This window comes from Bradyrhizobium sp. CCGUVB1N3, assembly GCF_024199925.1.
GTDB lineage: Bacteria > Pseudomonadota > Alphaproteobacteria > Rhizobiales > Xanthobacteraceae > Bradyrhizobium.
The window spans coordinates 4,097,472-4,119,162 of sequence record NZ_JANADR010000001.1; the positions used below are offsets into that span (position 1 = coordinate 4,097,472).

Here is a 21,691-nt window from a genome sequence, read left to right on the forward strand (position 1 = left end):
CAGACGCCGCGCTTGATCAGGATTGCTGTCGCACACATGCGGTTTCGGAAGGGGCAAAGCGACTTGTCCGCCGTAGCTCGAAGAGCGAAGGCGGAAGCGTGCCCACCATTTCCGTTGCCATACGCAGAAGTGGTGGGCACGGCGCAAGAGCGCCTCTGCCCACCCTACTTGTCCTTCGTTTCCTTCGCCGCTGGCGCGTCCTGCTTCTTCTTCAGATCCTCGGCCGTTTTCGTCTGCGCGGCCTGGAGATCACTGAGCGTCTTCTGCAAGCCCGCCACCGTCGCTTTCAACGCGTCGATCTGCCGGTTGGCGGCGTCGATCTTCTGCTGATGATCGAGGGTGAGCTTGGTCATCGTCTTCTGGAGAAAGTCGACATTGCTTTGCAGGCAGCTCGTCCGCCGCTCCCAGGTCTTCTCGACCGTGCAGATCTCGATGCCGGGAACATCCTGCGCGCGGATGCGTCCCGTTGACATCGTCACGAGCAGCAAAATCGCGACACATAGCGAAGCATTCCGGCCCGGCATGCAGGTTCCTCATGAGAACGTCGATCACGGCAAATTGCGCTGACGGCGCGCACGCCCATGACGATACCATACTGGCACCGCATTCTCGCGTTGAGCTTGGGCGGTTCCTCCGGGTGGGAGGACTAACGACGGATGCGGAGAGTGGGGCGGCTCGACCCGTATCCTTTTTTGAGGGGAGATCATTGCGAATGGCAACGCGCGAAAGACGTCTGGCCGAATTCAACGGCGAGGGAGAACCACCGCCTGGCATGCCGGTCGAAGTGCTTTGCGAAGACCATAGTGGAACCTATACCCTGCCCTTTGCCTGCCGCTATGTCGGGGGGCGCTGGCAGAATCATGAGGCCGGCATCGCCGTAGAGGCGACGGTGATCGGCTGGCGCCTGCCGCGCGTGAAGCAGGCGGGCGTAGCGTAGAGGCGGACGACCTGTCTCAAAATGCGACGGGGCCCGGCCGTTCTTTAAGATTTGGAACGCGGACCGAACGAATCGCGTCCGAATCAGCCGCCGGGCTCCGTTGTCGGCCTGTTCACCACTAGATGTCGGCGCGGCGCAGCGTCGATGTACCACATCAAGCAGAGACGCGCGCGGGCAGAGCCCCGCGGCCGGCGGCAAAGGTTAATCGCGCCCTGCGAACGGGCAGCCGACCCGAAAGGCTGCCTAATATTCGACCTCGAGCTCCTCGATCTCCGCCGGCTCCGCCTTGGCGGCCGCGATCCATTCCTGCATCTCGCCCATGCCCATGATGGTATCGGCATAGGCCTTGAGCCGCGGCTCGAGCTTGACGTCATAGGTTACAAAACGCGTCACGACAGGCGCGTACATCGCATCCGCCATGGTGCGCTTCTCGCCGAACAGGAATGGACCGCCGGATTTTTCCAGGCAGTCGCGCCAGATGATCCAGACGCGGTCGATGTCGGCCTGCGCGCGCGACCAGATCTTGAAGCCGGGAAAATGGCCCTTCAGGTTCACGGGCAGTGAGGCGCGCAGCGTGGTGAAGCCGGAATGGATTTCGCCGCAGATTGAGCGGCAATGGGCGCGCTGGATGCGGTCGGCCGGCAACAGCCCAGCGGCCGGCATGATCTCGTTGAGATACTCGCCGATCGCCAGCGTATCCCAGATGGTGGCGCCCTCGTGCCGCAGGCACGGCACCAGGATCGAGGAGGACAGCAGCAGGATCTCGGCGCGCGCGGACGGGTCGTCCGGCGCGGTCACGATCTCCTCGAAATCGAGCCCCGAGAACTTTGTCAAAAGCCAGCCACGCAGCGACCACGACGAGTAGTTCTTGCTGCTGATGGTCAGTGTCGCTTTCGCCATATGGCCCTTCCCTCGCGCCTGAATTCCTGACGCCGCCGCCCGTTATGCGCGGTGCCCAAAGTTCGTGCTTCCCCGTATTCCACAGCAAGCGACATGCCAGTTCTCAGGGCGAATTGACTCGAATCTGGCGTCGATATTGCATGGTGCCCTGGGGTCAGGGTGGGCGTTTCAGTAATGATGTCGATGTATTATCAGGCCTTTCAGAACCACATGGATCTGACCGAGCCATGGCGGGCCGGGGCTTCGTCTGCCCTGAAATACCTCAACCTGGTGCCGCAGGGGATGTCGGGTGCCGTGGTCGGCCGCTTGTCGGCTGCGCTGGAGCTGATCTCGCGCTCCACCATCACCTATGACCGCCCGGCCTATGGCATCGACAGCGTGATGGTGGGAAATCGCGAGGTCGGCGTCCGGGAGGAGATCGCCTACGCCACGCCCTTCGGTTCACTGCTGCATTTCAAAAAGGACGATGGCCCCGAGCAACCGCGCATGCTGCTGGTGGCACCGATGTCCGGGCATTTCTCAACCCTCCTGCGCGGCACCGTGCAGACGCTGCTGCAAGACCACGACGTCTACATCACCGACTGGCACAATCCGCGCGACATCCCGCGCAGCGAAGGCCGCTTTGGCCTCGACGACTACACCGAGCACCTCATCGACTTCCTTGCTCAGCTCGGACCGCGCCCGCATATGGTCGCGATCTGCCAGCCCTCGGTGTCCGCCCTCGCGGCCGCCGCGATCATGTGCGAGGACAATCATCCGTCGCGGCCAGCGACGCTGACGCTGATGGCCGGCCCGATCGACACGCGGGTGCAGCCGACCAAGGTGAACGAGTTCGCCAAGAGCAAGCCGATCACCTGGTTCGAGCGCAATCTGATCAACTACGTGCCGGTGCAGTGCCGCGGCGCGTTCCGCAAAGTCTATCCGGGCTTCGTGCAGCTCACCGCCTTCGTCTCGATGAATCTCGAGCGCCACATCAAGCAGCATCTCGACCTCGCCAATCACATCGCCAAGGGCGAGAAGGAGAAGGCGGCGACCATCAAGACCTTCTACGACGAATATTTCGCGGTGATGGACCTGCCGGCAGAGTTCTACATCGAGACTGTGCGCGACGTCTTCCAGGAGCATCTCCTGCCGCTCGGCAAGATGACCTATCGCGGGCGCCCGGTGAACCCGAAGGCGGTCAGCCGCATAGGCCTGATGACGGTCGAGGGCGAGAAGGACGACATCTGCTCGATCGGCCAGACGCTCGCGGCGCAAGATCTCTGCACCGGCGTGCGCGCGTACCGCCGCGTCCATCACATGCAGGCCGGAGTCGGCCATTACGGCGTGTTTTCGGGCAAGCGCTGGAATAACGAGATCTATCCGCTGTTGCGGGATTTCGTGCACGTCAACTCCTGAACCGGTTGCGCCCCTCTCCAACCCGGACGGCGCGAAACGCAGTCCGGGTCGTCGGCGTCGGCCGTGCCGTCCCCGGATTACGTTGCGCTGCATCTGCGCTACAGTCCCGACGGGAATGTTCCTTTCTGGGGAAAGTCCACCGCTTGACCTGGTCGAAAATTGACCGGCGACGGCCGGAAGCGGAGTCTGTCGCTCATTTTGGCCCGCGAGCACGTCAGGAGAGCGGCCCGGCGGCCGTCCGCTTTTGCGGCTGAAGTCTTGGGTATGAGAGCATGAGACTCAGGGGGCTTCTGATCCTCGCGATGGTCGCGCAGGCCGCGGTGACTGCCGCCGCCGTGTTTGCGTCCTACGTCATGATCGGCGCGGACAGCCAGCGCGCGTTCGGCACGACGCAACTGCTCGCCCTGCTTGCAAGCGGCCTTGTTGCCCTGCTGCTCGCGCTCGGTTGCGCGCGCGTGATCGAGAGATCGCAGACCAAGCGCGCCGCAGCGTTGCATGCGGATCAGGCGGAGACACGACGGGCGCTTGCCGACAGCGCGCGGCAAACGCAGGCGGTGATCCGGACGGCGCTCGACGCCTTCGTGCAGACCGATGAAGACGGTGTCGTCGTCGCCTGGAGCCCCCAGGCCGAGGCGCTGTCGGGATGGACGCGAACCGAGGCGGTCGGCGCCGACGTCGTCGAGCTGGTGGTGCCGGGGCCGCTCCGCGCCGCCTTCCGGCAGCGCATGAAGCGACGCCTGAGCGAATTGTCGGAAACCCCCATTGGCATGCGCTTCGAAGCGGTCATGGTCCACAAGAGCGGCGACGAGATCCTGATCGAGGCGTCGAGCACGGGCTTGCGTCTCCGCGACCGCACCATGGTCAATACCTTTGCAAGGGACGTCACCCAGAAGCGCGTCGCCGAGGAGCAGCTCATCCAGGCCCAGAAGATGGAGGCGGTCGGCCAGCTCACCGGTGGTATCGCGCACGAGTTCAACAACATGCTCACCGTCATCACGGGAACGATCGAGATCCTCGCCGAGGCCGTGAACGACAGCCCGCATCTTTCGACCATCACCAAGCTGATCAGCGAGGCGGCCGACCGCGGCGCGGCGCTGACCTCGAGCCTGCTCTCCTTCGCAAGGAAACAGGCGCTGCAACCGACCGAGATCGACGTCAACGAGCTGCTCGAAGAAGCCACCCGACTCTTGCGCGCGACGTTCGACAAGCAGATCGAGATCATGACCAGTCTCGATCGTGCGGTCTGGCCTGCGCTGGTCGACCGTGGACAGCTCAGCTCGGCGCTGCTCAACCTCGCGATCAATGCCCGCGACGCGATGCCTGCGGGAGGCAAGCTCACGCTGAGAACGCGCAACGTCGTACTCGGCGTTCGCGAAGCCGTAACGATCGGCGTCGGCTATGCCGGCGACTATGTCGAGATCGAGGTCACCGATACCGGCACCGGCATTCCGCAATCCATCCTCGACCGGATCTTCGATCCGTTCTTCTCGACCAAGGAGGTCGGCAAGGGAACGGGGCTCGGGCTCAGCATGGTGTTCGGCTTCGCCAAGCAGTCCGGCGGCAGCATCAAGGTCGCTTCCGAGGAAGGTCGCGGCACCACGTTCAAAATCTACCTCCCCAAGGCCGACACGCGCGCGCGGCGCCCGGCGGGCGAGGACGCGCACAAGGTGCCGGGCGGACACGAGACCATCCTCTGCGTCGAGGACGACCGCGACGTGCGCAACTACGTCACGGTCCAGCTTGCAAGCCTGGGCTACAAGGTGATTGCCGCCGCCGATGCTGCCGAGGCGCTCGCGATCGCAGCCGAAGGTGCGCAATTCGACCTGCTGTTCACCGACATCGTGATGGCCGGCGGCATGAACGGACAGCAGCTCGCCGAACAGATGGTAGCCTCGCGGCCGTCCCTGCGCGTCCTCTTCACCTCAGGCTACGCCCATGACTCGCTCTACGCGCAGGCGCGTGCGGGGCAAGGCGCGCCGCTTCTGACAAAACCCTACCGCAAGGCAGAGTTGGCGCGCATGCTGCGCCGCTGCCTCGATACGGCCGTGGATTCCGTCGGCGATCCGATCCCCACGCCCTATTCCGTCGAGGCGGAGCGCGATCGTTTCCTGCGCGAGCAGTCCTCCGACGGGGACACGAAACGCGACCGCACACGGGACTGAGATATGGATCGACAGACCAAGGCCACGCTGTGGGTCGCCTTCATCGTAATCGCGTCGTATTTCGTGTGGTTCTATCTCGACTGCGCAATGGATGAGGCCTGCCATTTCGTCTGCGAAGGCAACGGCCGCCGCGGCTGTCACACGCAATGGACGTCGGATACGGGCAAGCCTTAACAACGGGCCGCTCAGATCATCGCATCACAGCGACGCGCTGCTGCAATCCTGCTCGGCGGGCAGTTCGTCGGCGTTGGGGTCACCCGGCGCCGTCGCCCAGGCGAGCTCGACCAGCGTTACGATTCTCCGTCCGGCGCCGTCGAGCTGGCAGACGATCAGACCCTGCTCCTCGATATAGGTGAGAAGACGCTGCGCGCGACGCAGCGAGTGCGAGCCGTAGGCGCGTGCGATCGCGGCATCGCCCGGGCATGGCCAACCTTCCTTCGCCGCGCGGGCGATCATCATGAAGACGCCCTGCATGTCCTCCGGCAAGATCGAGGCACGCAGCGAAACGTCCTGCCACGCGTCGTCCTCCGCGATATCGGTCGCAAGGCCGGCGCGGGCGCGCGTCAACATGCGGCGGAATTCGCTGAGGTCCGGCGCGGCCGAACCGAGACCTTCGATGCGACAGCGGACGACGAACTCCTGATAAAGCACGCCGATCGCGCGGAAGCCGGCATCGGGCTCGGCCAGAATGGCGCGCAGGATGCGGTCCAGGCGCTCGCGCCGTTCCGCCAGCTCCTCGGCGCTCGGCTGCTGCTCCACCGGTTCAGGGCGAATCTCCGGCGCCGCCGACTTTGCCGCCATGAGCTGGCCGAGCAGGTCCGGCGCCGGCCGGCGCTGCGGCCTGTTCGCCTCCGGCGGCGGGGCGGCGAGGATGATGGCGCGGGCGTCCTCAAGCGTCGCTTCCGGCAGCGGCAGCAGCCGCGGAGTCGCGTTGCGCGGCTTCGTCTCGGTCGCGCCGATGCGCAAGCCGAGCGGACGGCGCGAGAGCGCCGGGCCGAGCGCCATGAACTGTCCGCGCTCTAGGTCCCGGAACGCGTCGGCCTGTCGCCGCTCCATCCCCAGCAGATCGGCGGCGCGCGCCATGTCGATGTCGAGGAAAGTGCGGCCCATGAGGAAATTGGAGGCTTCGGCAGCGACATTCTTGGCGAGCTTTGCCAGCCGCTGCGTTGCGATCACCCCGGCGAGCCCGCGCTTGCGGCCGCGGCACATCAGATTGGTCATGGCGCCGAGCGAGAGCTTTCGCGCCTCGTCGGACACTTCGCCTGCAACCGCCGGCGCGAACAACTGCGCCTCGTCCACCACCACAAGCATCGGGTACCAGTGGTCGCGCTCGACCTCGAACATCCCGCCGAGGAAGGCTGCCGCACGGCGCATCTGATTCTCCGCGTCCAGTCCCTCGAGATTGAGCACGGTGGAGACACGGTGGATGCGCGCGCGCTCGCCGGCGACCTGAAGGCCCCGCTCGGTGTGATCCTCCGCCTGGATCACGAGGTGTCCGAATTGCTCCGCCAACGTGACGAAGTCGCCTTCGGGATCGAGAATCGCCTGCTGCACCCAGGGCGCGCTCTGCTCCAGGAGCCGGCGCAAGAGATGGGACTTGCCGGAGCCCGAATTGCCCTGCACCAGGAGGCGAGTCGCCAGCAGTTCCTCGAGGTCCAGAGTCGCCGGGGCGCCGGCCGTCGTCTGCCCCATCTCGATCGCAACGGTCATGTCCCGACTCAAGCCCTTCCTTCGCGGAGGAGGGGCTTATCAAGCTGATGGGGAGACGTCGAGCGGAACCAAGAATAAGCCACTGCCGTCAGCGAACATCGCCGGCCTCCATCGCTGCTGGCGGCCCGTTGCTTACGGCGCAGAAGCCGATTAACGATGCTCCATGACCAAATGGCGGCCGCAATCCATCGTTCGAGTTGTGGCCATTGGCCTGCACTGGCGCGCAGGACGCTTGCTAGCTGCCGAAGTCCGCGATGACTCGGGCCGACTCAAGGGCGTGCGTCCACTCGGTGGCGGGGTTAACTTCGGTGAACCTTGGCGAACCGCGCTCGCCCGAGAGTTCAATGAGGAACTTGGCATAGATATCGATGTAAAGGGCGCCCCTCTGGTGATGGAGAACATTTATGTTCACGAGGGTGCAGCAGGCCACGAAGTGATGTTCATCAGCGAGGTCGAATTTCTCGACAATGCATTTGAAGATCAAGACAGCATCGATTTCCGGGAAGATAGTGGGGCGCCAAGCGTCGCGCGCTGGTTTGACCTGGCGGCTCTCGACCTTGACGACGGCCCCAAGCTGTATCCGACTGGTCTGAAGGACCTATTGCTGGGACGCAAGAGCTGCGGTCCCGTGGAGTGCCGCGTCAGCTCAGCCGGCGCCTGAGCGTGGCCGAGGGCGTCTCGCCGAATTTTTCTCGATAGGCCCCGGCCATGCGGCTCAAATGCGTGAAGCCGAGATCGAAGGCGATATCGGTGATCGAGCAGTCCGGCGCGCCCTGCGACAGACGCGCGTGGAGCGCGGCAAGGCGCATGTCGAGCAGCATCTCGGAAATCGACAGGCCGAAATGCCGGCGAAAGCCGAGCTGAAGCGCGCGGATGCCGATGCCGGAGGCACAAGCGAGGTCCGCGAGGTCGAGCGGCTCGGTCGCCCTCGCCGCGAGGCAATCGCGCGCGGCACGGAGCGCGCGCGGCAGCCGTTCGGCCTGCCCTGAGAAGGTGCGGATGGCGTCGGACAGGCCGTGTTGCTGGCCATTGAGGAGACAGTCGAGCAGCGTCTCGCGCCAGTCGGCGATGGCGACCGCGGACAGTCGGCCGGCCGGTCCCAGGCGTTCGGCCAGCGTCATCAGCTCATCGAGCCTCGCCCAGAGGCTACGCGCGGCCTCCGCATTGAGATCGATCGCCGGATCGAACTCGACCGTGCCGGCAGCACGCCCCGACAGCGCGGCCGCACGCTGCTCGACCAGGCGGCGGTCGAGCAACAGAATGAGCTGCGCGCAATCCTCCCACACCATCCGGGTCGGCATCGTCGGCGACAGCAGCGAGGCGGTTGAAGTGGGAGAGGTCTCCAGTTCGCGGGCGCCGGCTCTGATCCGGGAAAATCCCTTCAGCGGAATCTGCACCAGGAAGAAGCGCTCGAGGCACCCGGGATCGATCGTGACCGAGCCGCCATAGGCGACGTAGTTGCTGGAAAAGCCGTCAAAGGCCGCGCAATTGTGCCGGGCGTAGAAGCCGGGCGCCCTCGCCTGAAGCGGCTTAAGTTGATGCGGGCAGAAGATCCGTCCGATCTGGTCGGCCGCCTCGTCGACCTCGGCGGTCGCGACGCGAGCGAAGGCCGCGAGCCTTTCGGCCCCGGACCGGGACGCGCCCATTTCCAGCTCGGCTGCGGACATCGTCGATCACGCTCGGTGCCACGAATTATTTTAAGCCTATAATAGTTCCGCAGGTTCGAAAAGAGCCGCATCGCAAAAACGTCGTGCTGCAGGGCAGCAGATTCGTTTAGCGGATAGACAGCCCCCTCGCCCCGGGCGGATGCTCCTTCCCGCCGGTCTTTTGATGGAGGGAGCCATGACTGCACTCGAAAAAGGCATTACTGCAAGCGGCACGGGTTTTGGCGGCAAGAGCTGGAACATCTTGGGGCAGCTCTATTTCCCCAAAGCCATCTGCGACTCAACGTTCGCGTTCGAGACCAACAGCGAGCCCGGCCAGTTCGTGCCGGTGCACGTCCACCCGACCCAGGACGAGTTCATCCTGGTGCAGGAAGGCGTACTCGACCTCAAGCTCGACGGGGTCTGGACGAAGGCAAAGGCCGGCGATCTCGTGCGCATGCCGCGCGGCATCCCGCACGGCTATTTCAACAAGTCCGACAAGCCGGCGCGCGCGATGTTCTGGGTCTCGCCGATGCAGAAGCTGGAAGCGCTGTTCAACATGCTGCACAATTTGGCCGACCCCGCCGAGGTCGTGCGCATCTCGGCGCAGCACGAGGTGGACTTTCTGCCGCCCGAGGCCAACGACTAGGCGACACGCCTCCTCGTTCACTTCAGTCCCGTCCCAAGTCCAGCGGCCGCGCTTCGCGGCCGAAGGGACCTGCTGCGCCCAAAACATCACCAACTGCGAGCAAACCCATGGTCACCCCCAAGCATGTCTGCGTGATCGGCGCCGGCCTCTCCGGCCTCGCCGCCGCAAAAGCCTTCTCCACCCGCGGTCACAAGGTCACCATCGTCGAGCGCAGCGCCGACCTCGGCGGCGTCTGGGAGCCGGCACGCTCCTATCCGGAGGTGCAGACGCAAAGTCCAAAGGATCTCTATCGCTACACGGACCGCGCGATGCCGGAGGCCTATCCGGAATGGCCGACGGGACCGCAGGTGCACGCCTATCTCAACGACTATGCGCAGAGTTTTGCTCTCAACCGCATGCTCCGCCTCAACACCAAGGTCGAGAACATGGAGCGACGCGCCGACGGCAAGCCCGGCTGGACGCTCGCGCTGTCGGACAATGCCGGAGCGACGACGAAGGAGGATTTCGATTTCGTTGCGGTCTGCACCGGTCAGTTCAACGAGCCGCGCGAGCTGGGCTGTCCCGGTGAAGAGACTTTCAAGGCGCAGGGCGGCCAGATCCTGCATTCCTCCAAATACAACGACCCTTCGATCGCCAAAGGCCGTCGCGTCGTGGTGCTCGGCGGCTCGAAATCGGCGACCGACATCGCGGTGAACGCGGTGAAAGCGGGCGCGCGCGAGGTTACCATCGTGTTTCGCGAGCCAGTGTGGCGCATCCCCTATTTCATCGGCGGGCTCGTCAACTTCAAGCGTATCCTCTACATCCGCGCCCAGGAGCAGATGTTTCCCGGCTGGGGCGCGAGCGCACTGGCGCGCTTTGCGCATCGCGTCACGGCACCCCTGGTGTGGGCGAACTGGCGCGGGCTGGAGAGCCTGCTCAAGGCGCAGCTCAAGCTCAAGCAATGCAAGATGGTGCCGAAGGAGCGGATCGAGGACGGCGTCAACTGCTCGGTGCCGATCGCAACGCCGGGCTTCTACCCGATGGTCGCCGACGGCCGCATCAAGGCCGTGTTCGGCACCTTCGATCACTACGAGGGCAACACCATCGTGATGAGCGGCGGCGAGCGTGTTCAGGCCGACGTCGCCGTGCTCGCGATCGGCTACAAGCTCGGCGTACCGTTCCTGCCTGCGGCCTATCAGTCAAAACTGGTCGACGCCGACGGCCAGTACCGGCTCTATCGCCTGATCGCCAATCCTGATCTGCCGGACATGGGTTTTGTCGGCTTCAACTCGTCGTTCTGCACTATGCTCTGCGCCGACCTCGCCGCCAACTGGCTGGTGCGCTACGCCGACGGTCAGCTCGCGAACCAGCCGACCGCGCAACAGATGCGCGACAACATCGAGATGATGCTGCACTTCAAGCGCGTCGAGCGCCCGGCGGCCGGGGTCTATGGCGGCCTCTGTGTGGCGCCCTATCACTATCGCCATTTCGACGAGCTGATCGCCGATATCGGCGCGAAGGAGCAGAAGCGGGGCGGCCTCGCGGAGCGCTTCCTGCCGCCGGACGCGGATGCTTATGCGCGGTATCTCGCGTCGGCGCCGGATTACCGCGCGGCGGCGTGAGGGCGGCGCCTCCATTGGGGTCGGCACATGCTTAGCGACCTCAGTCCAGTACCGTCTCGAGATCGGAGTAGATGACGTCCGCCGTGCGCTGGTAGTGCTGCTGGAGCAGTGCCACGGCTTCATCCGTTATCCGGTCGAGCACCGCCTGAAGGATCTGCGCGTGCTCGGCGCCGACTTTCCGCACCGGATAGGCCTTTGCGATCGACATCATGCGGTAGTGATGGAGCCGTCGGCGAGTTGCTCGCGGAAGCCGAGCAGCGGACGCGAGCCGCATAGCCCGATCAACGTCGCGTGGAAGGCGCGATGGGCCTTCTTCCAATCCGGATTATCCTCGAACTTCTCGGGATCGAGCGCCCCGCAGAACTTTGCGCAATGGGTCCAGCACGTGCCCTTCGTGCTGAGCCACATGCTGGTGGTGCTCGGCACTTACATCCGCCTCCAGGTCGACGAGTCCACGCTGGCGCAAACACCCTAGCGGCTTGCCCCCTTCACGAGGGGGCATCTGCTTTCCGAGAGCGGCCACACCGTCTCTTCCGGCCGAATTTTCCGCGCGATCTCGAAATAGTCCCAGGGATATTTGGACTCCGAAGGCTTCTTCACGCGGGCGAGATACATGGTCCGGGTGACGCGGCCGTCCTCACGAAGGGTCGCATTCTCCGAGAAGACGTCATCGATCGGGATCTCGCGCATGGCAACAGCGACCCGATCGGCGTCGTCGGTGCCCGCCTTGGCGACGGCCTTCAGATAGTGGCGCACCGCTCCATAGACCCCGGCATGCAACATCGATGGCGGCATGCCCGTTTTCTCCATGAACTGCTTCGACCAGGCGCGGGTCGCATCGTTCAAATCCCAATAGGATGCGGTGGTCAGGTACGTCCCCTGCGCCGCCTCGAGACCCAGCGTGTGCACGTCCTGAAGGAACAGGATCATGGCCGCAAGATTCTGGCCGCCATTCACGATCCCGTACTCGTTCGCCTGCTTCATCGCATTGATGGTATCGTTGCCGGCATTGGCGAGCCCGATGACCTTGGCGCCGGAGGATTGTGCCGTCAGCAGGAACGAGGAGAAGTCCGCGCTGTTGAGCGGGTGACGAACACTGCCCAGCACCTTGCCGCCGGCAGCGGCAATCACGTCGCTCGCGTCCTTCTGAAGCTGCTGGCCGAAGGCATAGTCGGCGGACAGGAAGAACCAGGAGGTGCCGCCGGCCTTGACCACCGCTGACGCCGTGCCGTGCGAGACACCATAGGTGTCGTAGGTCCAGTGTACGCCGAACGGCGAGCATTGCTCGTTGGTCAGCGCGGTCGTGCCCGCGCCGGAATAGAGGACGATCCGCTTCTTTTCGCGGGCAAGGCCCTGGATCGCAAGTGCGACGCCGGAATTCGGTACGTCGACGATCGCATCGACACCTTCGACGTCGAACCATTGCCGGGCGATCCCGGTGCCGACATCAGCCTTGTGCTGGTGATCCGCGGCAATGACCTGGACCGGCTTGCCGAGCACGGTGCCGCCGATTTCGCGAACCGCCATCTCGGCTGCGACCAGCGAGCCTTTTCCGGTGATGTCGGCGGTGACACCAGCCATATCGGTCAGGACGCCGATCTTGACGACGTCGCCGCTGATCTGGGCTTGCGCGGCGATCGGAAGCATCAGGGCTATCAGCGCGCCGCCGAGCAGAGCTGGACTCATCTTTGGTCTCCTCCCTATCTTGTGTTTGTTGTCGTCGCGTCAGCAGCCGATCGCATCGAGCCAGGCAAGGATCACAGCAGCCAGCTCATCGCTGTTGTCCTCGAGCATCATCATGTGACCGTTGCCGGTGATGCCGCGATCCGGCAGCCACAGATGTTCAGCGCCGAAATAATTTGCGGTCGCGTCGTCGACCTCACGGGGATGACGAGGATCGCATTCGCCCGTGACGATCAGAATGCGATGGGCGCGGAGCTTCGCCGGATCAGATATTTTGAGCCCACGTCCGCCGATGTTAAAACGTTCGTTCAAAAGGCGTGCGCTTTCCGGCACGATGGAGGCGAAGTAGTCGTTGAAGGCGTTTGACGGGAAACGCTGCGTGTTGGCCCAGTAGGCGGCAGCAAACTCGGCGTTGAGCCGCACCGGCCGATCCTCCATCGCATAGACCGGCCGCCCGACCCGTGCATCGTCGCGGAGCGCCAGGATCGCGGCTGGATCGTCGGGCAAATCCCGCAGCAGATTAGCAGGCGGTCCGGGCGCAATGCCGACGATCGCGCCGATGAGATCGGGGCGGTGTTCCGTCATCCACCAGGCCATCGGACCGCTCGCCGAATGCACGAGCAGCACCGCGGGACCAATTTCCTCGAGCAAGACGAGCAGCGATCTCGCGATATCTTCAGTGCCAAGTCTCGGGAAATCCGCTCCCTGCGGCGAGCGGCCATGGCCGGGCCAATCCGGCACGAACACATGCCGGCCCGCGGCCGCGAATCGCGGTGCCCCAGCCGGGCCGCCGATCCGGCGTTGCAAGGTAGCACGTCCCGGTATGCGCCGCGCCGTGCGCCATGACGACCGGGATCTTGTCCGGCAGCCCGTGCGGCGGCCGCACATGGTCGACGAAGATCGGATGCGCCTCGGTGCCCGAATAGAAGCACGGCGCGCCCTCCTCGATCGACCCCGCTGCGTGCCTCCGTCGCGATGGCGGAATATGCCCTCGATCGTCCACAGCTAACGCGATCCTCCGATTCTTGTCGTCTCTGCCGCGATGTTAAGGTGATAGCGAGCCAGAAAGCAATGAGAAAGTCACATATGAGACTATCTGCGAAAAGCCGAAACAGTGCGGCGGCGCGCAACCAGCCCGGACAAGGCGCGAGCGGCATGGCGTCCGTGCTCGGCGGCACCGAGATCAGGATCGCCTACAAGATGGGCTACGTCCTGAACTTCTACCGGGAGCCTTCGTTTCGGAAGATCGAGATGGACCTCGGCATCACCCGCCCCGAGATCGTCACGCTCATCTTCCTGAATTATCGCGAGGGCGTAACCGCCAGCGACATCTGCGAATTCTCCGGCCATCTCAAGGCCAATATCAGCCGCGGAATCATCCTTCTGGAGAAGAAGAAGCTGATCCGCCGCGACATCGACACGACCGACAACCGCCGCCAGCAGCTCTATTTGACCCCGGCCGGCCGCGCCCTCTACGCAAAATACATCCCCGCCCTGCGCAAGCGCGAGCGCGCGATGCTCTCGTGCCTGTCCCCTTCCGAGCGCAAGCAGTTCGAGAGCCTGCTGGACAAGCTCGCAGAAAACGTGCCGCACTGGTCGGCCCTCGACGAATTGTGACCGGATGACCCGAAGCGCGCGGTTTGGATTTGCTTGGCGGCGGGGAAAGCCCGGCCGCCGTCCGCAATTTTGGATTGTCCCGGCCTACGGCTGATGCGAGATTGGAGCACCGAACGGGGATAATCTGAATTGTGACGACGGTGGGCTTCACCGCACTTGATCTCGGGCTTCGCGGCGCGGCGAGCGGCGTGTTCTTCTTGATGATGCTCGTGCTGCTGCGTCTGCGGCCCTTCAACAAGCATGTGTGGCTCGGCCTTGCGATGTCGACCGGTGGCGCGGCCTTCGCAATCGCGACCGCACCGTTCATCCCGAAATCCTCGCTCTGGTGGACGCTGTCGATCCTGTCCGGGCAACCTGTCGTGATCTGGCTGTGGGCAAGGATCACGTTCGAGGACGATTTCGTCCCCCTGCCCTGGCATGGCGCAATGTGGCTTGTCATCGTCGGTTTCAGCTTTGTGGTCAGCCTCACCTGGACGAGCTATCCGGCCTTCGCGCACCGCGGCGCTGATGTGCTGGCCGCCGTCGTCGTCCTGCTGATGCTGTCCGCCGCTGTCCATATGGTGAGGACCTGGCGTGCCGACCTGGTCGCCCGGCGGCGCCGGTTGCGTACCGCGGCACTCGTCATCAATCTCATCTTCGTCGTCCTCATCGCCGCCTCAGGCCTGCCGCCTCCGCCCGTCACCGGCGTCGGCATATCCGGCAGCCTTGCCACAGCGGCCGGCTTGTTCATGCTGGCAATGCTCGGGGGCTTCGGCCTCTTCAATGCCCAGATCACCGCGGCTGCGCGCGACGCGACCGTGGCGATCGCACCTCCCGATGCGGCCAGCGAAGCCGCAGCCGTGACCTCGGACGGCGGTGATCGCGCACCAATCGACCCGGCCCTGCTGCGTCGTCTCGACAATCTGATGACCGTCGAGCGGGTCTACCGGCAGGAAGGGCTCTCGATCGGCCGGCTGGCGGCCATGCTCGATCTGCCGGAATATCGGCTCCGCGAGGCGATCAACGAGGGGCTGGGCTATCGCAACTTCAACGCCTTCCTCAACAGCTATCGGATCGACGATGCCAAAGCGGCGCTGTCTGATCAGAGCCAACGCGATGTCCCAATCCTGACCATCGCCATGGACGCCGGCTTCCAGTCGATCGGGCCTTTCAACCGCGCCTTCAAGGCAGCCACCGGCATGACGCCGACTGAATTCAGGCGTGACGCACAGGTAGCGGGCGCGGAAAGCGAGGCGAACCGCAATATCGCCCGGTCCGGCCAGGGATTCGGCTAGCCGAACTGTGGATCGGGGCAAGAGAGGATCGGCGACGAGCCGCACTACACCAAGACGCGTTCGATGCGGGGCTCAGCGCTCCGGCTGATAGTCGTCCGTCGGCGTCTTGAGGAAGGCGATGATGTCGGCTTCGTCCTGCGCCGTCATCGCCGGCGTATCGCCGAGGTGGCAGTCGAACGGCGGATCGTTGACGTCGACATTGGTGTGATATTTCGCGTGTTTTTTGGGCGGCGTGTTTGGCCGAGATCTTCGGCGCGCTCGTTCGACGGGAGGCCGCCCTATTCCGTCCGGATCGGCGCGTCCCTCAGGCCGTTGGAGTCATAGGCCTTGCGCAAGGTGCCATTGGCGAGCGCATCGGTCATGAACCTGGTGACGAACGCCAGCGCCTGCGAATGGCCGAGCGGCACGGCGACCGCAGTGACCGTCTTCTTGAAGGTCTCGTCCAGCACGCGCGTGCCGGGAATCTTCTGCGCCATCTTGTTGAGCTGGTCGCGCGACAGCGCGAAGGCGTCGATCTCGCCATTCTTCAGGAGCTCGAAGATCTCGTCATAGGTCTGATAGCCCATGACCTTCGCATTCTTCAGATGCGCGAGGGCGCCGCGCATCGTGGTCGTGGCGTTGACGGCGGCGACCTTGATACCGGGCTGATCGAGCGTCGCAAAACTGGTCACGCCCGATCCTGGCTTGACGATGTAGGTGGCGTCGGCGACCTCGTAGGTCGGCCCGAACGCCATCCTGGTCTCGCGCTCGGGATCTTTCGGCAGGAACGTGACGTCCCAGTCTCCCTTCGCAGCCGTGTCGGTGATCTGCCCGGAATTGTCGTGCACCACATATTCGACTGCTACGCCGAGTTCGGCCGCCATCGCCTTGCCGAGGTCGACGGGCACGCCGGCGAAGCCTGCTTCGGTCCTGGTCGACCAGAACGCACCGCCGGCCGGGCTGATCGCGATGGCGATGCGCAATTTGCCGGTCGGCGCAATTTCAGCCCTGAGATCCCCCGCCATCGCCGGCATCGCCATCATCGCGGCGAGCGCGAGGCCAGCGCAGGCCGGCCAGATCGAGATCGGCATGTCATCAGTCTCCCCGTCCGCCCGTCCGTCATCCGCGCTCAATCGAAATTGTGGTCGATCATGCGCCCGGTGAAAAGTAGATTTGTCAGAATTGCAGACAAAACTGTCACATGCCGCGCCGCTCTTCGCAGTGCAAGACCATCGCGCCGCCATGGCTATGGTGTTCCACGGCTCCCCGTTTGTTGCTATCAAATCGCAAGGCGACCTGCCGCAGGCATGCAACAGACGGGGAACACCGCAATGACGCGCGCGAATCTCGCTTGTCCCACACGGCACGATCAACGATCGGGACAGATCGGGCGGCTCCTCGCCGCGGCGACGGCGTTCGTTGCGCTTGCCGGCTGCGAGCAGAAGAATGTCTACGCGCCGCCGCCGCCGCCCAAGGTGGATGTCGCAGTGCCCGTGCAGCGCGCGGTGACGCGCTATGTCGAGGCCACCGGCAACACTGCGCCGATCAAGAGCGTCGATCTCGTGGCGCGCGTGCAGGGTTTCTTGCAAACGATCGACTACCAGGACGGCACCTTCGTCAAGGAAGGCACCCAGCTCTTCACGATCGAGCCCGAGACCTACAAGCTGAAGCTCGAGCAGGCGCAGGCGGCGGAAGTCGGCGCGCAGGCCACGGTCAAGCAGGCGGAAGCCGATTTCAAGCGGCAGACCGAGCTCGTGCAGCGGCAGGCGGTGTCGCAGTCGACGCTGGATACGTCCACGTCCACCCGCGACAATGCCCAGGCCAGTCTCCAGCAGGCTCAGGCCAATACGCGTCTCGCAGCGATAAACTACGGCTACACAAAGGTCACCGCGCCGTTCGACGGCATCGTCAGCGCGCACCTGGTCTCCATCGGCGAGCTCGTCGGCGTCTCCTCCCCGACGCAGCTCGCGACCATCGTCGCGCTGGACCCGATATGGGTGAACTTCACGGTCAACGAGCAGGACGTCCTGCGCATCCGCGCCGAAGCGGCGCGCCGCGGAATGACCGTCGCCGATCTCAAGCAGTTGCCGGTCGAGGTCGGCCTGCAGACCGAGACCGGCTATCCGCATGAGGGCCACCTCGATTATGTCTCGCCCACCCTCAATTCGTCGACCGGCACGCTCGCGGTGCGCGGCCTCGTGCCCAACGACAAGCGCGTGCTGCTGCCCGGCTATTTCGTCCGCGTCCGGGTGCCCTTCGACCAGGACAAGGCCGCCCTCCTCGTCCCCGACACCGCGCTCGGCAGCGACCAGGGCGGCCGTTATCTCCTGGTGGTCAACAACGAGAACACGGTCGAGCAGCGCAAGGTGCAGATCGGCCAGGTGGACAACGGCCTGCGCGTGATCGAAAGCGGCCTGAAGCCGGACGACCGTATCGTGATCGCAGGGCTGTTGCGGGTGATCCCGGGCCAGAAGATCGATCCGCAACTGACGAAGATCGACCAGCCGCAGGTATCGGCCAAGTAGGAGCCGCCGGCCATGATCTCAAAATTCTTCATCGAGCGGCCGGTCCTCTCGAATGTCATCGCGCTCCTGATGATCCTGATCGGCGGCGTCGCACTGTTCAATCTCGCGATCGCGCAATATCCGGACGTGGTGCCGCCGACGGTGCAGGTCACCACCCGCTACCCCGGCGCCAGCGCCAAGACGGTCATCGACACGGTCGCGCTGCCAATCGAACAACAAGTCAACGGCGTCGAGGACATGCTCTACATGCAGTCCTACAGCGGCTCCGACGGCACCTATACGCTGACCGTGACCTTCAAGATCGGCACCGACCTCAACTTCGCGCAGGTGCTGGTGCAGAACCGCGTCTCCAGCGCCTTGTCGCAATTACCGCAATCGGTGCAGAACCAGGGCGTCACCGTGCAGAAGCGATCGACCTCGATCCTGCTGTTCGTCACCCTGACCTCGCCGGACTCCAGGTTCGACAGCCTTTATCTGAGCAACTACGCCACCATCAATATCCGCGACGAGCTGTCCCGCCTGCCCGGCGTCGGCAACGTCACGGTGTTCGGCGCCGGCCAGTATTCGATGCGGGTATGGCTCGATCCCAACAAGCTGCTGGCCCGCGATCTGGTGCCGCAGGACGTCATCAACGCGATCCAGCAGCAGAGCCAGCAGGTCTCGGCCGGCCAGGTCGGCGCGCCGCCGACGCCGCCGGGTCAGGCGTTCCAGTACACGCTCAACGTCAACGGCCGGCTCGACGACGCCACCCAGTTCGAGAACATCATCGTCAAGACCGGCACCAGCGGCGACGTCACGCGGGTGCGCGACGTCGGCTGGGTCGAGCTGGGGGCACAGACCTACAGCCAGATCTTCTCGCTCAACAAGCAGCCCGCCACCGGCATCGGCGTGTTCCAGTCGCCCGGCGCCAACGCGCTGCAGGTCGAGCAGGCCGTCGAAAAGAAGATGGCGGAGCTCGCCAAGCGATTCCCGGAAGGCATCAAATACGACACGCCGTTCGACACCACCAAATTCGTGCAGGCCTCGGTACATGAGGTCTACATGACCCTGATCGAGGCCGGCCTGCTCGTGCTGGTCGTGATCCTGGTGTTCCTGCAGGACTGGCGCGCGATGCTGGTGCCGGCGACGACCGTGCCGGTCACCATCATCGGCGCCTTCGCCGCGATGGCCGCGCTCGGCTTCACCATCAACATGTCGACGCTGTTTGCGATCGTGCTCGCGATCGGCATCGTCGTCGACGACGCGATCGTGGTGGTGGAAGGCGCCGCGCACAACATCGAGCAGGGCATGAACGGTCACGACGCTGCGATCCGGGCGATGGATCAGCTGTTCGCGCCGATCGTCGGCATCACCTTGGTGCTGATCTCGGTATTCCTGCCGGCGTCGTTCCTCGCCGGGCTCACGGGGCGTATCTATTCGCAATTCGCGCTGGTGATCGCCGCGACCGCGCTCTTGAGCGCCATCAATGCGGCGACGTTGAAACCGACGCAGTGCGCGCTGTGGCTGCGGCCGACAGTGCCGCAGGAGCAGCGCAACTTCTTCTACCGCGGCTTCAATGCCGTCTATAACCGCGTCGAGCGCGGCTATACGCGGCTGATCAGTACGCTGGTCAGGCACGCAGGCGTCTCGGTCGCAGCTGCGCTCGTCCTGATCGGGATCGGCGGCTACGGCCTGTCACGGGTGCCGACCGGCTTCCTGCCGATCGAGGACCAGGGCTATCTGATCGCCGCCGTGCAGCTTCCGGACGGCGCCTCGCTCGAACGAACCCAGAAGGTGCTCGACAGAGCAAGTGAGCTCATCAAGGATACGCCGGGCGTCCAGCAGGTCATCACCATCGCCGGCATCTCGGCGCTCGACAACAGCGCGAGCCTTGCGAATGCCGGTGTCGCCTACATCATCCTGAAGGACTGGGGTGCGCGCGGCAAGGGCGAGGATCTGCGCTCGCTGGTGTATGGCCTGAACGACAAGCTCGCGACCGTCATGGAAGCGCGCACGCTGGTGCTGCCGCCGCCGCCGATCCAGGGCATCGGCAACGCGGCCGGCTTCTCGATGCAGGTCGAGCTGCGCGACGGCAACAGCGATTTCGCAAAGCTCCAGGCGATCACGAGCGCGATGGTCAGCAACGCCCAGAGCCAGAGCGCGCTCCAGCGCGTCTCGTCCTCGTTCCGCTCGTCGGTGCCGCAATTCAATGTCGAGATCGACCGTATCAAGACCCAGACGCTGCACGTGACGACGGATCAGGTTTTCTCGGCGCTGTCGACCTATCTCGGCTCGTCCTACGTCAACCAGTTCAACAAGTTCGGCCGTGTGTTCCAGGTCTATACCCAGGCCGATCCGGCGTTCCGCGTCACCGAACGCGACATCGCCAACATGCAGGTGCGCAACTCGAACGGCGACATGATCCCGATCGGCACCGTCGCCAACATCACGCCGGCCACGGGCCCGTCGCTGATCAGCCTCTACAATCTCTATCCCTCTTCGACCATCGTCGGCCTGCCGGCGCAGGGCTACTCCTCCGGCGAATCCCTGCAATTGATGGAGGAGATCGGAGACAAGACGCTGCCGCCCGGCACCGGCTTTGAATGGACCGCGATGTCCTATCAGGAGAAGGCGGTCTCGAACCAGATCTACTGGGTGTTCGGCCTTGCCATGCTGCTGGTCTATCTCGTGCTCGCCGGCCAATACGAAAGCTGGTACGCGCCGATTTCGGTGATCCTCGCGGTGCCGCTGTCGCTGATCGGGCCGATGCTGGTGCTCAATGGTTTGAAGATCGACAACAACCTCTACTGCCAGATCGGCCTGATCCTCTTGATCGCACTGTCGGCAAAGAACGCGATCCTGATCGTCGAGGTCGGGCTCGAGCTGCACGTCCGCGACGGCAAGCCGCTCATGGAATCCGCAATCGAAGCGGCGCGCGCCCGCTTCCGGCCGATCCTGATGACGTCGTTCGCCTTCATCCTCGGCGTCGTGCCGCTGGTGCTCGCAACCGGCGCCGGCGCCAGCGCCCGCAAGTCGATCGGCATCACCGTGTTCTCGGGCATGCTCGCCTCGACCTGCCTTGCGGTGCTGTTCGTGCCCGCCTTCTTCGTGGTGGTGCAGCGTTTCGAGAACTGGCGTTCGTCGAAGAAGAAGGTGGCGCCCCATGGGCAGCCGGCCGCGGGGGCGAAATCCTAGGCGTTCTCCCTCTCCACCAGGGCGAGAGACAAAAACGTCGAAAACAACCCCATGCAAAGTAGCCGATGACGTCAGTGTGAAGACTTTCGTATTTTACGAAATAATTTGACACGTCGGGCAAATCAGGGGCATAAGGGCATCATCGCAGCGAGGGTCGCCAGTACCGGACGATCAAGCCCGACCTGATCCCATCAGGCCCTAAAGCGCGGCTTTAGGTTGAATCGTCGTCGCGCCTTAGCTCTTTGTTTGAGCATGATCGTTCCGCGTGCGAGGGAGGCCCGCTGCAGACTTTGCGCTAACGCGAGCTACCGTGGTCTTCCCGGTACCGGGAAGGCCGCCGAAGACTATGAGTACAGGTGGTTGGTTGATCATGCCTCATCATCGATCGGCATGCTTTGATCCGCAATGGGTCATTCTCGACCGGGTCGAGCCAGCAGCA

At 64.2% G+C, this 21,691-nt stretch carries 21 protein-coding genes; 11 read left to right on the forward strand and 10 right to left on the reverse strand.

The genetic code is table 11. From position 1 onward, the window contains the following. Nucleotides 1-164: 164 nt before the first annotated feature. On the reverse strand, nt 165-524 hold the full coding sequence (locus NLM33_RS19595) for a hypothetical protein (RefSeq protein WP_254097757.1): 360 nt from the start codon (nt 522-524) through the stop codon (nt 165-167). 188 nt (nt 525-712) lie between these two features. Here NLM33_RS19595 and NLM33_RS19600 point away from each other — a divergent pair, with 188 nt between their 5' ends. Next, nucleotides 713-937 carry a hypothetical protein gene (locus NLM33_RS19600; RefSeq protein ID WP_254097759.1) on the forward strand — a complete coding sequence of 75 codons (225 nt, stop codon included), beginning with the start codon at nt 713-715 and terminating at the stop codon, nt 935-937. A 243-nt stretch (nt 938-1,180) separates the two neighbouring features. Here the strand turns inward: NLM33_RS19600 and NLM33_RS19605 are convergent, their stop codons facing one another. Next, complete coding sequence (locus NLM33_RS19605; protein WP_254097761.1) at nt 1,181-1,837, reverse strand: glutathione S-transferase family protein; 657 nt, start codon at nt 1,835-1,837, stop codon at nt 1,181-1,183. A 174-nt stretch (nt 1,838-2,011) separates the two neighbouring features. Here NLM33_RS19605 and NLM33_RS19610 point away from each other — a divergent pair, with 174 nt between their 5' ends. The 3 genes from NLM33_RS19610 to NLM33_RS19620 all read left to right on the forward strand — a co-directional run bounded on the left by NLM33_RS19610 (nt 2,012) and on the right by NLM33_RS19620 (nt 5,571). Continuing rightward, on the forward strand, nt 2,012-3,235 hold the full coding sequence (locus tag NLM33_RS19610) for a polyhydroxyalkanoate depolymerase (RefSeq protein WP_254097763.1): 1,224 nt from the start codon (nt 2,012-2,014) through the stop codon (nt 3,233-3,235). Nucleotides 3,236-3,507: 272 nt separating this feature from the next. Continuing rightward, nucleotides 3,508-5,397, forward strand: coding sequence for an ATP-binding protein (locus NLM33_RS19615; protein WP_254097765.1), 1,890 nt, complete (start codon nt 3,508-3,510; stop codon nt 5,395-5,397). Between the two features lie 3 nt (nt 5,398-5,400). Then, complete coding sequence (locus NLM33_RS19620; RefSeq protein ID WP_254097767.1) at nt 5,401-5,571, forward strand: hypothetical protein; 171 nt, start codon at nt 5,401-5,403, stop codon at nt 5,569-5,571. 24 nt (nt 5,572-5,595) lie between these two features. On the opposite strand, the gene NLM33_RS19625 is transcribed toward NLM33_RS19620, so the two are convergent. Next, nucleotides 5,596-7,107: an ATP-binding protein gene (locus tag NLM33_RS19625; RefSeq protein ID WP_254097769.1), complete on the reverse strand. Its 1,512-nt coding sequence runs from the start codon at nt 7,105-7,107 to the stop codon at nt 5,596-5,598. 163 nt (nt 7,108-7,270) lie between these two features. Here NLM33_RS19625 and NLM33_RS19630 point away from each other — a divergent pair, with 163 nt between their 5' ends. Beyond that, on the forward strand, nt 7,271-7,768 hold the full coding sequence (locus NLM33_RS19630) for an NUDIX hydrolase (protein ID WP_254097771.1): 498 nt from the start codon (nt 7,271-7,273) through the stop codon (nt 7,766-7,768). Here the strand turns inward: NLM33_RS19630 and NLM33_RS19635 are convergent. Further along, the gene (locus NLM33_RS19635) at nt 7,749-8,774 is read right to left on the reverse strand and encodes an AraC family transcriptional regulator (protein WP_254097773.1); all 1,026 of its coding nucleotides are present in this window, start codon (nt 8,772-8,774) and stop codon (nt 7,749-7,751) included. The two genes, NLM33_RS19630 and NLM33_RS19635, sit on opposite strands and share 20 nt — an antisense overlap. Nucleotides 8,775-8,949: 175 nt before the next feature. Between NLM33_RS19635 and NLM33_RS19640 the strand changes: the two genes are divergently transcribed. Both NLM33_RS19640 and NLM33_RS19645 read left to right on the forward strand, forming a co-directional pair. Next, nucleotides 8,950-9,399: a cupin domain-containing protein gene (locus NLM33_RS19640; protein ID WP_254097775.1), complete on the forward strand. Its 450-nt coding sequence runs from the start codon at nt 8,950-8,952 to the stop codon at nt 9,397-9,399. Between the two features lie 107 nt (nt 9,400-9,506). Further along, complete coding sequence (locus tag NLM33_RS19645) at nt 9,507-11,000, forward strand: NAD(P)/FAD-dependent oxidoreductase (protein ID WP_254097777.1); 1,494 nt, start codon at nt 9,507-9,509, stop codon at nt 10,998-11,000. 40 nt (nt 11,001-11,040) lie between these two features. Here NLM33_RS19645 and NLM33_RS19650 read toward each other — a convergent pair whose 3' ends face one another. The 5 genes from NLM33_RS19650 to NLM33_RS19670 are packed head-to-tail and all read right to left on the reverse strand — an operon-like array spanning nt 11,041 to nt 13,686. Then, nucleotides 11,041-11,211, reverse strand: a complete 171-nt coding sequence (locus tag NLM33_RS19650) for a hypothetical protein (protein WP_254097779.1) — start codon at nt 11,209-11,211, stop codon at nt 11,041-11,043. Further along, nucleotides 11,208-11,426 (reverse strand): hypothetical protein, encoded by a 219-nt coding sequence (locus NLM33_RS19655; protein WP_254097781.1) that lies wholly within the window; start codon nt 11,424-11,426, stop codon nt 11,208-11,210. The genes NLM33_RS19650 and NLM33_RS19655 overlap by 4 nt, the downstream gene beginning before the upstream one ends. 45 nt (nt 11,427-11,471) lie before the next feature. Beyond that, nucleotides 11,472-12,686, reverse strand: a complete 1,215-nt coding sequence (locus tag NLM33_RS19660) for an ABC transporter substrate-binding protein (protein WP_254097783.1) — start codon at nt 12,684-12,686, stop codon at nt 11,472-11,474. A gap of 39 nt (nt 12,687-12,725) precedes the next feature. Continuing rightward, nucleotides 12,726-13,430: an alpha/beta fold hydrolase gene (locus NLM33_RS19665; RefSeq protein WP_371930124.1), complete on the reverse strand. Its 705-nt coding sequence runs from the start codon at nt 13,428-13,430 to the stop codon at nt 12,726-12,728. Further along, the gene (locus NLM33_RS19670; protein ID WP_254106207.1) at nt 13,360-13,686 is read right to left on the reverse strand and encodes a hypothetical protein; all 327 of its coding nucleotides are present in this window, start codon (nt 13,684-13,686) and stop codon (nt 13,360-13,362) included. Before NLM33_RS19670 ends, NLM33_RS19665 begins: the two co-directional genes overlap by 71 nt. An 83-nt stretch (nt 13,687-13,769) precedes the next feature. Between NLM33_RS19670 and NLM33_RS19675 the strand changes: the two genes are divergently transcribed. After that, the gene (locus NLM33_RS19675; RefSeq protein ID WP_254097785.1) at nt 13,770-14,300 is read left to right on the forward strand and encodes a MarR family winged helix-turn-helix transcriptional regulator; all 531 of its coding nucleotides are present in this window, start codon (nt 13,770-13,772) and stop codon (nt 14,298-14,300) included. Between the two features lie 131 nt (nt 14,301-14,431). After that, on the forward strand, nt 14,432-15,574 hold the full coding sequence (locus NLM33_RS19680) for an AraC family transcriptional regulator (RefSeq protein WP_254097787.1): 1,143 nt from the start codon (nt 14,432-14,434) through the stop codon (nt 15,572-15,574). A 278-nt stretch (nt 15,575-15,852) separates the two neighbouring features. On the opposite strand, the gene NLM33_RS19685 is transcribed toward NLM33_RS19680, so the two are convergent. Beyond that, complete coding sequence (locus NLM33_RS19685; RefSeq protein WP_254097789.1) at nt 15,853-16,644, reverse strand: transporter substrate-binding domain-containing protein; 792 nt, start codon at nt 16,642-16,644, stop codon at nt 15,853-15,855. A gap of 240 nt (nt 16,645-16,884) precedes the next feature. On the opposite strand from NLM33_RS19685, the gene NLM33_RS19690 reads away from it, so the two are divergent. Together NLM33_RS19690 and NLM33_RS19695 are read left to right on the forward strand one after the other, a co-directional pair. Then, complete coding sequence (locus tag NLM33_RS19690; RefSeq protein WP_254097791.1) at nt 16,885-18,078, forward strand: efflux RND transporter periplasmic adaptor subunit; 1,194 nt, start codon at nt 16,885-16,887, stop codon at nt 18,076-18,078. 12 nt (nt 18,079-18,090) lie between these two features. Next, nucleotides 18,091-21,252, forward strand: coding sequence for an efflux RND transporter permease subunit (locus NLM33_RS19695; protein ID WP_254097793.1), 3,162 nt, complete (start codon nt 18,091-18,093; stop codon nt 21,250-21,252). Nucleotides 21,253-21,691 lie beyond the last annotated feature (439 nt).